Origin of the sequence: Paenibacillus sp. GCM10023250, assembly GCF_042653205.1 — a bacterium.
GTDB lineage: Bacteria > Bacillota > Bacilli > Paenibacillales > Paenibacillaceae > Paenibacillus_Z.
Genome location: NZ_JBHSHY010000007.1, coordinates 1 through 12,677, shown reverse-complemented (window position 1 = coordinate 12,677; position 12,677 = coordinate 1). Strand labels below are relative to the sequence as shown.

At 64.3% G+C, this 12,677-nt stretch carries 10 protein-coding genes and 1 pseudogene; 7 read left to right on the top strand and 4 right to left on the bottom strand.

All coding sequences use genetic code 11. The features are described 5' to 3' along the window. Positions 1–12 precede the first annotated feature (12 nt). Both ACFPB1_RS08365 and ACFPB1_RS08360 read right to left on the bottom strand, forming a co-directional pair. Complete coding sequence (locus tag ACFPB1_RS08365; RefSeq protein ID WP_379223968.1) at positions 13–924, bottom strand: plastocyanin/azurin family copper-binding protein; 912 nt, start codon at positions 922–924, stop codon at positions 13–15. 33 nt (positions 925–957) lie between these two features. After that, entirely contained in the window at positions 958–2,547 is a 1,590-nt protein-coding gene (locus ACFPB1_RS08360; protein ID WP_379223966.1) for a plastocyanin/azurin family copper-binding protein, read from the bottom strand. 214 nt (positions 2,548–2,761) lie between these two features. Here ACFPB1_RS08360 and ACFPB1_RS08355 point away from each other — a divergent pair, with 214 nt between their 5' ends. Beyond that, positions 2,762–3,235 (top strand): MarR family winged helix-turn-helix transcriptional regulator, encoded by a 474-nt coding sequence (locus ACFPB1_RS08355; protein ID WP_379223963.1) that lies wholly within the window; start codon positions 2,762–2,764, stop codon positions 3,233–3,235. 57 nt (positions 3,236–3,292) lie between these two features. Next, positions 3,293–4,513, top strand: a complete 1,221-nt coding sequence (locus ACFPB1_RS08350; RefSeq protein WP_379223961.1) for an MFS transporter — start codon at positions 3,293–3,295, stop codon at positions 4,511–4,513. A 144-nt stretch (positions 4,514–4,657) separates the two neighbouring features. Here the strand turns inward: ACFPB1_RS08350 and ACFPB1_RS08345 are convergent, their stop codons facing one another. Both ACFPB1_RS08345 and ACFPB1_RS08340 read right to left on the bottom strand, forming a co-directional pair. Further along, entirely contained in the window at positions 4,658–5,842 is a 1,185-nt protein-coding gene (locus ACFPB1_RS08345) for an oxalate decarboxylase family bicupin (protein ID WP_379223959.1), read from the bottom strand. A 15-nt stretch (positions 5,843–5,857) separates the two neighbouring features. Continuing rightward, positions 5,858–6,603, bottom strand: a pseudogene (locus ACFPB1_RS08340) (cupin domain-containing protein). A gap of 175 nt (positions 6,604–6,778) precedes the next feature. Between ACFPB1_RS08340 and ACFPB1_RS08335 the strand changes: the two are divergent. The 5 genes from ACFPB1_RS08335 to ACFPB1_RS08315 all read left to right on the top strand — a co-directional run bounded on the left by ACFPB1_RS08335 (position 6,779) and on the right by ACFPB1_RS08315 (position 12,505). Continuing rightward, positions 6,779–8,125, top strand: a complete 1,347-nt coding sequence (locus tag ACFPB1_RS08335) for a TolB family protein (protein ID WP_379223957.1) — start codon at positions 6,779–6,781, stop codon at positions 8,123–8,125. 327 nt (positions 8,126–8,452) lie between these two features. Further along, a complete protein-coding gene (locus ACFPB1_RS08330) occupies positions 8,453–8,704 on the top strand; it encodes a hypothetical protein (protein ID WP_379223955.1) in 252 nt (83 codons plus the stop codon). Beyond that, entirely contained in the window at positions 8,701–9,390 is a 690-nt protein-coding gene (locus ACFPB1_RS08325; RefSeq protein WP_379223953.1) for a class I SAM-dependent methyltransferase, read from the top strand. Before ACFPB1_RS08330 ends, ACFPB1_RS08325 begins: the two co-directional genes overlap by 4 nt. A gap of 401 nt (positions 9,391–9,791) precedes the next feature. Continuing rightward, positions 9,792–10,544, top strand: coding sequence for an ABC transporter ATP-binding protein (locus ACFPB1_RS08320; protein ID WP_379223951.1), 753 nt, complete (start codon positions 9,792–9,794; stop codon positions 10,542–10,544). After that, positions 10,541–12,505: an FtsX-like permease family protein gene (locus ACFPB1_RS08315; protein WP_379223949.1), complete on the top strand. Its 1,965-nt coding sequence runs from the start codon at positions 10,541–10,543 to the stop codon at positions 12,503–12,505. The genes ACFPB1_RS08320 and ACFPB1_RS08315 overlap by 4 nt, the downstream gene beginning before the upstream one ends. The last annotated feature ends 172 nt before the right edge of the window (positions 12,506–12,677 follow it).

Below are 12,677 nucleotides of genomic sequence, written 5' to 3'. Positions count from 1 at the left end.
CGTGGAAAATTCCTACTTGACGGTAATGACGCCCTTCATGCCGGGATGCGGCGTGCAATTGTAGCTGAACGAGCCGGCGTCCTTGAAGACGACCGTCTTCGAGACGTCCTTCGCCAGCAGATCGGTATCGAACACGCCGTCGACCGAAGTCGCGGTATGCTCGATCTCGTCGCGATTGATGAACGTGACGCTGTCGCCGGCCTTGATCTCAAGCTTGGCGGGCGAGAACGCGAAGTCTTTGATCTCGACGGTGTACGTCTTGGGCTTGGCGGCCTCGGTGGCCGCCGGCTTGTCGTCTTTGCCGGCAGGTTGAGGCGGCTTCGCCTCGCTTTGCGGCGGTTTCGCGGCGGCTTTGCCGTCGTCCTCGCCCGGCTTCGGCTTATCTTCGCCGGCACTCGAACCGGCCGCAGGTGCCGAGGCTTTGCCGCCCGTTTTGTCGGAGGAGGACGGGTGATCGTCCGTGCCGGATTTGCCGGAGCCGGAAGCGGCCGGCTTGCCGCCCGCCTGGTCCGAGGCGGACGGATGGTCGTCCGCGGCTTTGGGCGGATCCGCGGGCTTATTGGCGGCGCCGCCGCCGGAATAGTCCGGCATCGCGCCGTCGTTCGCGCTGCCCGCGGTGCCGTCGTCCGCGGAAGCCCCGCTGTCCGCGGAGCCGCTGGCATCGCCGCCGGCGTTTCCGGCAGCATCGCCGCCGCCGTTCGCGGTTCCCGCGCTTCCGCCCCCGTTATCGGCGGCCGCGTTTTGGCCCTCGCCGGCATTGCCCGTCTCGGCGACGGCCTTGTCGCCGCCGGCCTGCTGATCATTCGCGGCCGCGCCGCCGTTTCCTGCATTGCCGCATGCGGCTAGCGCCAGGCAGCAGACCAGCAGCAGCAGGCTGATGCCTGCCATCATCGAACGCCGTCTCGGTCTCGTTTGCGTCTTCATCGCGTTCGTACCTCCTTGCCAATCTTGAATGCCTTACTTAACGATGATCTGACCCGTCATGAATGCCTTGTGCGGCTCGCAGTAATAGTCGTAGGTGCCCGGCTTGTCGAGCGTGATCGTGTACGACTCGCCCTTCGCGAGGAGCGGGAGGGCGAAGGCGCCGTTGACCGCTACGGCGTTATGCTTCATGTCGTCGAAGTTGGTGAAGACAATGCTCGAGCCGGCTTCCACCGTGAGCGGTCCGGAGCCGAACGAGTAGTCCTTGATGTCGATGTGGTACGTCTTCGGCACAGGCGCCGTCGTGCCGGCGAATTTGACCGGGTCGACCACGAACCAGACGCCGCCGACGTTCTGCCCGAGCGTATTGCCGTGCTTGACGTCCTTGACGAAATAATAGAGCGGATAGCCTTTGAACGTGGACTGCTTGCTGCCGTCGGCGCGGGTGATCATGCCCCAGTCGGCGGCGTTCACGCCGGTCGGCAGATCGGCACCGGAAGCCGAGTAGGCCGGCCAATTGGCGAGGCAGTCGCCCGCGCAGCTGCTCTTGCCCTTCGTATCCTTGTCGAAATAATAGAGCGTCCTGCCCTCCGCGTCCGTCAAATAGTTGCCGAGCGTCGCCGACGTGCCGAGCATCACGGCGTAATTCGGCTTCGCGGCGAACCAGACGCCGCCGACCGCTTCGCCGAGCGTGTCGCCGGGCTTCTGATCCTTGGCGAAATAGTACAGCGGCCAGCCCTTGTACGTCGTCTGCGTCGTGCCGTCCGTCCGCTGCAGCACGCCGAAGTCGGCGGCGTTCAGCGTGGCCGGGATTTGCAGATCCGCGCCGCCGTTATAGATTGGCCACGATTTCAGGCAGTCGCCGGTGCAGCTGTTCGGATCGGGCGCGTCCTTCGTGAAGAAGTAGAGCGTCCGGCCCGCCTTGTCGGTGAAGATCGTGCCGAGCTTCGCGTCGCGGTGCAGGCGGATCCGTTCGCCGGCCGGCAGCGACGCCGAGGCCGGTAGCACGCCGGAGGCTTGCAGCATCGCCATGTACGGCATGCCGTCGGACGCGTTCGCGGCGAGCGCTTCGATCAAAGCCGTGGCGATGTGCGCGTTCGTGATGGATGCGTTGCCGGCGATCTGATCCAGCCCTTTACCGGCGGCGAAAGTTTCGGTCTGCGCGTAGTCGAAGTCCGTGCCGGAGCGGTAGCCGAGCGCTTCGAGCAGCACTTTGTACAATTGCTGGGAGCTGATGCGCGCGAGCGGCATGAACGCGTTGCCGCCCGTGCCGTTCCAGCCGAGCTCCGGGTGCGCCTTCAGGAAGGCGAGCACCGCCCGGTTGCTTGCGCCGACGGAACCCGCGTCCGCGAAATTGACCGTGCCTTGGTAGGCGGCTGCTTCCGCCAAACGGCCCTGCAGCCGCAGCGATATGATCGCGGCCTGGATCCGCGTCGCGGATATGGCCAAATACGCGGCGTTCACGCCGTTGCCGTCGCCGAGCAGCAGGCCGAGCTTGGCGGCCGTGTCGGCATCCGTCGTCGCGGCCGGAGCCGCGCTATCGGCGGCGTAGACGCCAGCCGGCACCAGCATTGCGAAGCAGAGCGCGAGCAGCAGGCCAAGCCGCCCCAATCGTAATCCGTTCATCTTCATTCCTCCTTGGGTAGTGGTCATCCACATAGAGAAACGCACGAAGCGCGAATGCGGTTCGAGGCAATCGGAAAATCGTTTCATGGTTCCGGCTCGCAAATGGTTCCGGCCCGCAAGCCCTGCGCTCAGCCAGCCCAACCGGATTGACAGAATTAGCTGCCCGTCATATAGTTGTCTAGACAACTATTTATGGAGCGAGGTGATCCGCCTCATGACCGAGGCACGGACGAACCCGAACCGCCTGCCGATCGGCTTCGAAATGGGCGTCACGCACCGGAAGCTGTCGGCGCTGTTCCAGCAGCGGCTCGGCTCATACGGCATCACGCCGGAGCAGTGGTCGGCGCTGAACCAGATCGACCGCGCGCAGGGACTGATCCAGAAGGAGATCGCCGAACGGACGTACAAGGACAAGCCGACGACGACGCGGATATTGGACCATCTGGAGAAGAAAGGGCTGATCTACAAAAAACAAGGCGAGCTCGACCGCCGGTCGTACCTCGTCTTCAGCACGGAAGCCGGCAAAGCGCTGATCCAGGAAACGACGCCGCTCGAGGACAGCGTGACGGCGGACGTCATTCAGTGCATCACGGAGGCCGAGTACGAGACGATCATGGAGCTCCTGCAGCGCATTCAGCGCCATATCGGCGGCAAGCTCGACTGCGGCGCGGAGCCGAGGGCCGAATAGAGAACGAAGCACAACATGGCAGGCGTACGAAAATACATGCGTAATGGAGCGGTGAATATGCAGCGAGACCAACAGACGGCGGCGTTATGGACAAGGCCGTTTATCGCCTTGACGGCCTGTTTTTTTCTATTATTTCTAGGGTTGCAGATGTTATTGTCCTCCTTCCCGGCTTACGTGAAGGAGGAATTCCACGCCGGCAACTTGCAGGTCAGCCTGGTCACGTCGGTCTTCGCGCTGGCGGCGATCGTGTCGCGGTTCGCGACGGCCGCGCTCATGCGGCGGGTGCCGCGCATGACGCTGCTGCTCGCCGGGCTGATCATCGCGGCGGCGTCGACGGGGCTGTACACGGCGGCCGGATCGTTCGGCACGCTGCTCGTGCTTCGGATCGGCTACGGCATCGGCTTCGGGATGGCGAGCACGATTCTCCCGACGCTCGTCTCCCGCATCATTCCGCTTGGCCGGATGGGCGAAGGGATCGGCTACTTCGGCTTGTCGACGAGCCTCGCGATGTCGGTCGGGCCGTCCATCGGCTTGAACGTCATGAAGCAAGCGGGTTTTGCGGAGCTGACGCTGCTCGGGCTGCTCGCTTCGGTGCTCATTTTCCCCGTATTGTGGCTCTCCCGCTCGGAACGGCAGCGCCAAGCGGCGTCGCAAGTCCAACCGGACAAGCCGTCCGCGGACGGGAAGCCGCGTGCTCCGCGCGGCGTCAACCGCAAGCTGATCTTTCCGGTACTGCTTAACGTGATGCTCTCGATCACGTACAGCGGTCTGCTCAGCTTCCTCGCGCTCTACGGCGATTATGTGCATATCGAGCAAGTGGGGCTGTTCTTCCTGTTTAACGCGATCACGATCATTCTCGTCCGCCCGCTCTCCGGGAAGCTCTTCGACAGACGCGGCCATGCGGCCGTGCTCGTGCCGGCCGGCTTGTTCGTGACGGCGAGCATGACGCTGCTCTCAAACACGCACGCGATGCCGATGCTCATCCTGTCGGCGCTCCTCTACGGCGTCGGGTTCGGCGCCATTCAGCCGACGATTCAGGCATGGATGCTGCGCGCGTCCTCGCCGGAGCAGTACGGCACCGCGAACGGCATGTTTTACAACTCGACCGATTTCGGCGTCGCGCTGGGCGCGATCATACTGGGCGCGATCTCCTCGGCTTCGAATTATATGATCATGTATCGTTATTCCGCGGGCTGCATGGCGCTGTTCGTCGTGCTTATCCTGCTGCAGCGCTTCGCGTCGGCGGGCCGTGCGAAGCAGGCGGCGGTCGAATCCTGAGCTTCGGCATGCCTCTTGGACAAGCCTAGGAGAAACAAAAAAACACCTTCCGTAAGAAAAGGAGGGCGTTTTTCGTTCTCGCTCTGTTTCACAATGCTCACTGAATGTTTGTTTCTGACCATCAAAGCAAACGCCTAGCAGCGGTCAGCGCTGCGGATATTTCACGACCGGCCACTTGACCTTGCGCAGCGAATGCATGAGCTCCGGCGACGCGTTGAGGTTCGACTGCACGAGCTGATGCGGCGTGAGCGCCATCCACTGGTTGAGCGAGACGTCCTCGAACCGCGGCGCCTTGAACATCTCGAGGAACCAGACCGTGTCCTTCCCCGTGTTCTGGACGTAATGGCCCATCGCGAACGGCACGTAGCCGACGTCGCCGGCGCGGTAGTCGAACGTCCGCGCGACGCCGTTGCCGCCGAACACCGTCATGCGGGCCTGGCCGGACAAATAATACTGCCACTCGTCGTTATTGGGGTGCCAGTGGAGCTCGCGCATCGCGCCGGGCTTGATCTCGACGAGCGCCGCGGCGATCGTCTTGGCGATCGGAAAATTGCTGGAATCCGCGATCCGGACGGTGCCCCCAGGCGTAACGATCGGCTCCTGGGACAGCAGAGAGTGCTTGAAGGAGAGCGGCACGGTGCCGTACGGCGATTGAACCTCCTGGCTTTCGAGCAAGCCCGGCACCTGATCCTGATAAATGTACACTTGCCCCTTCGGGATGCCGTCGAACGCCGACTCCGGGATGCCGAAGTTCGCGGCGAGAACGTCCTTCGGGGTATGGGCGAACCAATCCGAGATCGAGAGGGTATTCAAGTCCGAGAAGCTGCCGTCGTCGAAGACGAGAAGAAACTCGCAGCCGCCTTCCAGCGCCTGGATCGAATGCGGCAGCCCCGCGGGGAAATACCACAGATCGCCCCGTTCGATGTCTGCGATAAAGTTGCGGCCCTGCCAATCCACCGACGTCACGCGGGCGCTGCCCCAAATCATGAACGCCCATTCCGACTGTTGATGCCAGTGCAGCTCGCGGACGCCGCCGGGACGAAGGCTCATGTTGACGCCGGCAAGCGTCGTGGCGATCGGCAAGTCGCGCACCGTGATTTCGCGGGACCAGCCGCCTTTGTTCAGCTGCATATGGGTGTCCGAGAACGACATTTTCAAGTTCGGCAGCAGGCCGTTATCGGTGACGGGCGGGATGAGCATGTTCAGGTTTTCCCTGTCGCGCATTACGTCGCGCGGGCCGTAGTCCGGGCCGCCGAAGCCGTCGCTGACCCGGTACGGCTGCGGGATGAACGCCGCCGGGTTCGCGCCGTTCGGTTGATTTTGCGCCATGTCGCGGTCCTCCTCTTAGCCGTTGTAGTGACCGTATCCCCAGCCGCCGTGCGGGCCGGCGCCCGGGAACTGCGGATAGCCGTAAGCGGGGTGTTCCCGATGGGCGTAAGGCTGCTGCGGATAAGGGACGCCGGCATTGGCCGGGCCGGCCATCGCCCCCGCGGTGTGGCCGTGGTGATAGCCGCTGTGCTGCGCCGCCGCCGCCGCTCCCGCGACCTGGGTGCCGGCGCCGCAGCCGACGGGCGGTCCGATGAAGACCGAATTCGTGATCGGCGCGACCGCGGCTCTCCACGCCGCTTCGTCGAGGCAATACGTATGGGCGTACACGCTGGCCGGCGTCAATCGGAGCAGATCCGAGCCCAGGATGACTTCCGGCACCGGGGCGTCGAAGATCGCGAGCAGATGCGTATGGTCGGCTGTCGAAATCTCGTAGTGCCACCAGCCTTGGGGAATGTTCGCGACCTGGCCGGGCGCGACCGGGAAATTCAGCGCTGCTTCGTGAACGGATTGATCAAGGATACGACCGCCGCGCCCGAGATGCAGTACACGAGCTCGGAGGCGTTCTGGTGGATGTGGGGCTCGATGACGTTGCCCGTGCTGAGGTAAATATCGAGCAGCGAGACGTTGCCGAGCGTATTGAGCTGTTGAATGCCGAGCGCGTTGATGAGGTTGCGCGAGTCCTTTGCGAAGATCGTGTTGTTCTTCAGATCGTACGTGAATTGCACGTTCGGGGAGGTGAAATCCATATAGGAAACCGCCATGATGCATCACCGCCTTTCTATCCGCATGGGCGAATGCCTGACGTAGTTAGTGTATGTGCGCGATCGGGCGCATTTGCTACGTCGCATTCGATAAATTGGCGCATATTGGCACATACTGAAGCCAGCCGGGCGGCGTATCGCGATTAGACGGCCCGGGGGAAAGAGGTCGTGCATCATGGACGGATTCACGTTTCGCGGCGCGAGGCGCCTCTGCTCGCGGGTCGCGATCGTCGCAGCAGGCGTATGCCTGCTCGCTTGTACACCGCCGGCCGGGGCGGCGGCGCCGCGCGAATCGATCGGATCGGAGAGCGTACTGCTGCCCGGGCCGCCGGGAGCCGCGCAGAAGGCCGCCTTCGTCCGCGGGGGCGCGCTATGGGTCAAGGAGCAGGGCCGCGAAAGGCGGCTGACGGCCGAGGGGAGCTTCGCGCGCAACCCGGCCTGGTCGCCGGACGGCCGCTGGATCGCCTACAACGCGGGCGAAGACGAACGGCAGCTGTGGGTGGCGGAAGCGGCTTCGGGCGGCACCCATCTCGCCGCGCCCGAGGGCGGCAGCCGGTTCCTGTGGTCGCCGGCCAAGGACCGGCTCGCGTATCTTCGGGACGAGAAGCTGTACGCGGTCGGCGCGGAAGCAGGCGACGAGCCGGCGGAGATCGCGGCGGGCATCGGCAATTTCGGCTGGCTGCCGGACGGAAGCGGATTTCTCGTGTCGACGGCCGCCCAGCTGCAGCCGGACGGCTGGACCCCCGTCACGATCGGCCGGATTTTGCTGCCGTCGGGCACGGCGGATCCCGTGCAGGAGGAGCCGATATACGTGCTGCCGAAACAGATCGACGAGCTGATCGTCGTGGGCACATCGGCGTTCAAATGGTCCGCGAACGGCCGCTGGATCGCCTTCCTGGCTGCGCCGACGGCGTCCCTGTCGGCCGACGGCAATACGTTATGCGTGCTCTCATCGGACGGCAAGACGTTTCTGCCGGTCGACCAGATGGCGTATAACGAGCAGTGGTACCGCTGGGCGCCGTCCTCCGGGACGCAAGACGGCGATCGGCTGGCCTATATCGCCGGGATCGGCCGCGAAGCGACCTCGAACAAACGGTTGACCGTGACGCCGGTGCCAGCGCTGAAGCCCGCCGCATACACGCCTGCCGGCTTCGTCGACCGGAGCTTCACATGGTACGGCCCCGTCTCGATCGTCGCGTCCCGGGCGAAGGAGGGGGCTTGGACGGGCGAGCCCGGCAAGCGGCCGATCCCGTTTCTCGCGCGCGTCGATACGGCGAGCGGCAGCGGAACCGTGATTACCAAGCCGCCTGCCGGCCGCGGCGATTTCGGGTCGGCCAGCCTGCCGTCGGCCGAGCTCGGCTGGGTCCGTTCCGACCGGACCCATGCGGACGTGCTGCTGGCGAGATCCGCCGCCGAGGCCAAGAAGGCGAAGGCTTGGATCAAGGGCATCGACGCCGGGGACGAGTTCTACGAGCAGTGGAACTGGCTGCCGGTGCTGCGGTTTTACGGGCAGGCGGATTAAGCGAACCGGCGGCGAGAATAAGGCTGCGGGAGATGCAAAGGCTGCAGAGGATGCATGGCATCCCCTGCGGCCTTTTTGTGTCCGGGTTCGGAAAGCATGAGGGCAGCAAGAAGCCCAGCGGCGCCGGCGGCGCCTTCCCTCAGGGCGGCCGCGCCGAGCAGGCTGAACGCAGGCGTGTCCCCCGCCCGGCGGACGGGGGCTCCGGCGGTCGTGCGCCGACGCGGTCATGCCGCCGCCCTCCCCGAATCATGGAATATTGAAGGAGGCGTGCCATAAAATGAGTAATATTCATCGCGCGGCTTATCTGACGGGAGGGTGAACGGTCACATGACCACGATCAGCTGGTGCCCCATCGTAAAGAACGAAGAGGACGTCCTTGCCCATCTCGATTCCGTGAAGACCGCCGCCGACGACATCGCCGCCGTCGCGACGGGTTCGGCGGCCGCAGCCGCGTCCACCGCCAGCCGGGATCGGCGCATCCGCGAGCGGCGCATCCGCGGGCGGCGGAAGGGCGGAGCGTTCGGGCCTCGCGCCCGGGTCCGTTACGGCGCGGAAGCGCGCAAGGAGGTGGCCCGATGAACGGTCGCGCAGGCGGACGGCCGGCAGCGGACGAAGCATCGTCGCGGTTCTTCACCGAGCGCGACCCGTGCCCGGACGAGTTCGTGTTCCCGCTTCCCGAGCCGTGGCGGAGCCGGCCGTACGAATACGCCTGGTGCGCTGGCTTCGCGGAGCCGGGCGGCGTCGTGCTGGACGCGGCGTGCGGAATCTCGCATCCGTTCAAATTTTATTTGGCCGACCGGTGCGGGGAAGCGCATGCGTGCGACTGGGACCCGCGCATCGCGTCCGAGACGGAGGTCGCGCTGGACGTCGTCCGCGATTTTGGCAAGGGCGCGGCGGAGACGCTGATGCGGACGGCAAGCCTCGGCCGGCTGAAGCTGGCCCGGGCGAGCGTCGCGGCGCTGCCGTATCCATCGGATTATTTCGATGCGGTGTTCTGCATTTCGGTATTGGAGCATTTGTCCCCGTCCGATTTCGAGGCGGCACTGCGGGAGTTCTACCGGACTTTGAAGCCGAGGGGGAAGCTCGTCCTGACGTTCGATTATCCGACGGTCGATCTCGGCCGGTTCCGCGCGGCCGCGCTCGGGAGCGGGTTCGCGTTCGCGGGGGCGTTCGACGACGCGCTGCCGGCGGACGCCGTCGCGTCCGATTCGCAGGGAAGGCTGTACTGCTTCCGGTCGCTCCTGCTGAAGCCCGGGGAGCGGTGAACGAGGAGGCAACGCTAGACGGCAAAGGGGCTTTTGCCGGGAGCTTCGCATCGCTGGCAGAGGAGCATCGGACCGCATCCCGCGGGCCGGTGCTTTTTTCGCATGCGCCCGGGACGAGAGGCGCGGGCTCCGTAAGCGCCGGCCTTGACATCGGCTTGCTCGTACGCCTATGTTGGAACCAAGCGCGTCAATCGCGGGAAGGGGAAGGGCACGCATGAACCCGGCCGTGCGGATAAACGCCGGCGATGGCGCAGCCGAAGGGCGAGTCGCCCGGGCGCGTGACCGCTTCGGCTGCGCGGACGGGGCCAACGTGACAAAACCGTCACCCCGCGCCGCCCTGCTTCGATGGATAGGGGACATCGTTCCCTCTATAGTAGAGGTAGCGAAAGGGAGGGAACGCCATGAACGCGGCCACAATCATCCGCACCGAAAACATTTCCAAAGCTTACGGCAAGACGACGGTTTTGAAAAACATCGATCTTACCGTCGCTTCCGGCGAATTTACCGCCGTCATGGGACCGTCCGGTTCCGGCAAGTCGACGCTCATGAACGTGCTGTCGACGATCGACCGGTTCACCGGCGGCGACGTCTGGCTGGAGGGACAGTCGCTGCTCGCGCTCGGCAAGAAGGAGCTGCGCCGGTTCCGGCAGAACCGGATGGGATTCATTTTCCAAGATTACAACCTGCTCGACACGCTCACGGTCAAGGAGAACATCCTGCTGCCGCTGTCGCTGCGCAAGGAGAACCCGCGGGAGATGGAGGCGCAGCTCATGCCGATCGTCCAGGCGCTGCATATCGCCGATCTGCTGGACAAGTATCCGAGCGAGCTGTCCGGCGGGCAGAAGCAGCGGACCGCCTGCGCGCGCGCCATCATCACGAAACCGGCGATCGTCTTCGCGGACGAGCCGACCGGGGCGCTCGATTCCAGGTCGGCGACGCAGCTGCTGGAGGAGCTCGCGGAGCTGAACCGCAAGTTCGGCGCGACGATTCTGATGGTGACGCACGACGTCTACGCGGCGAGCTATTGCAATCGCGTCATCTTCCTGCGCGACGGGGCGATCGTGAACGAGCTGTACGCCGGGGAGCAGCACCAGCGCGCGTTCTACGACCGCATTCTCGAAACCCAAAGCCTGCTGGGAGGCAAGACGCGATGAGCCTGCTGGAACTGACGCTCAAGAACGTCCGCCGCAGCTTCGGCCTCTATACGATCTATCTGCTCGCCATGGTCATCGGCGTCATGATCTTCTTCTCCTTCGCGTCCGTCATGTACAACGGCGATATTCTGGACGCGCTCGAGAACCGGCAGAACTTTCAAACCGGCTTCACGATCGCCTCGGTCGTCCTCGTCGCGTTCATCGTCCTGTTCGTGCTCTATGCGAATTCATTCTTCATCCGGCAGCGCAAGAAGGAGCTCGGCCTATACATGCTCTACGGCATGAACGAGCGTCACCTCCAGCTCATGCTGCTGTACGAGACGCTGGCGCTGGGGGCGATCGCGCTCGTCGCGGGCGGGTTCGCGGGCGGGCTGCTGTCCAAAATCTTCGGCTCGCTGCTCATGAACCTGATGGAATACGACCAGGTCGTGTCGCTGTCGTTCCCGGTGCCGGCGATGCTCGCGACGGTCGGGATGTTCGTCGTCCTGACGGCGGCGCTCGCCATCCAGAGCCACCTGCTGCTTGCCCGCGTGCAGCTGATCGACCTGTTCCGGGCGCGGGAGCGGACCGAGAAACCGGTCAGGACGTCGGCCGCGCTGGCGCTGCTCGCCGTCCTGCTGCTCGGATCGTCGATTGCGATCATCGCCAGCGGCAAGCAGTCGGCGTTCTGGACCGATTACGCGTCGGCGTCGATGATCTACTGCGCGGTCGGCATCATCGCCGGGACGTACTTGTTCATCCGCCAATTCGCCGGGTGGCTGCTGCAGCGGCTGAGCCGGGGGAAACGGTATTTCGGCGGCAACACCGTGCTGTGGTCGTCCTCGATCCGCTTCCAGATCCGCGGCAATACGCTCAACCTATCGTTCATCTCGCTGTTCAGCACCGTCCTCATCCTGCTCATGTGCTTCGTCTCCATCAATTACTCCGTGCAGTTCGAAGCGGTCGGACGCAACCTGCCGAACGACGTCGCGTACGAGTCGAAGAGCAAAGCCGTCGACGACGAGGTGAAGCGCGAGATCGAGGCTTCCGGGCACGGAATCGAGGGCGAGCGGGCGCTGACGCTGCTGCGCGCCGAGGCGGTGACGGATCCCGGCGCCGCGTTCGAGCATCCGGAGTACTTCTTTCCGGGCGTCCTGCTTGCCTCGGCCTCGGACTATAACGCGGTCGTCGCGGCGCGGCAGGACAACGGCAAGCTGCTCCGGCTGGAAGGCGACCAGGCCGTGTCGCTGTCCCAAGGAATGGACTTTCCGGAATCGCTGCCGGACGGCGGGGTAGGCTTCACCGTGCGCGCCGCGTCGGAGACGACGTTCAAGCTGACGGAGAAGCGGGATTACGCGCTGCTCGGCTGGGCGTCGGATCCCGTTACGTCGATGGTCAAAAAGCCCGCGGTGCTCGTCGTCTCCGATGCGAAATACGCCGAGCTGAAGGAGCGCGCGGAACCGGCGAGCTATATCATCTACGATATTGCGGACGCGGGCAGCGCGGAGGCGCTGTCGAAGCGGCTTCACGCGATCGTCACGAAGGAGCCGGGCACGTACTATTCGTCGTTCGCGGACGTCTACTCCAAGCAGATCGAGGGCTCTTCGCTGCTGCTGTTCGCGAGCGCGTTCCTGGCGCTGATCGCACTGTTCGCCCTGGCCGGCGTCATCTACTTCAAGCAGCTTCGCGAAGCGACGGAGGCACAGCGGCAGTACGCGATTCTCCGCAAGCTCGGTGTCGGCAAGCGGGAGATGATGAGCGTCATCCGCAAGCAGCTGCTGTTCGTGTTCGCTCTGCCGCTGCTGCCAGGCCTCGTCAACAGCTGGCTGATCATCAAGACGTACATTCTGGATTCCGTGCAGGATTTCCCGAATTTGACGGGCATGGTATGGGGCATTATCGCGCTCTATTTCCTCATCTATGCCGGCTTCTATCTCGCCTCCGCCAATCTGTATTACCGGATTGCGAATCGGCCGGTATAAACGCGGAACACCCCCGGTGACGGTCGTCCCCGGGGGTGTTTGGCGTGTACGCCCAGCATGGGCGTCATCTCTAGGGTGAAAGTCCCGAACGGGGGCTGGCGAACGCCTACCGTTAGCCAAAAGCAAGGGTGTCCGCCGCGAGGCGGAATCTGAAGGAAGCTTACGGCAAATG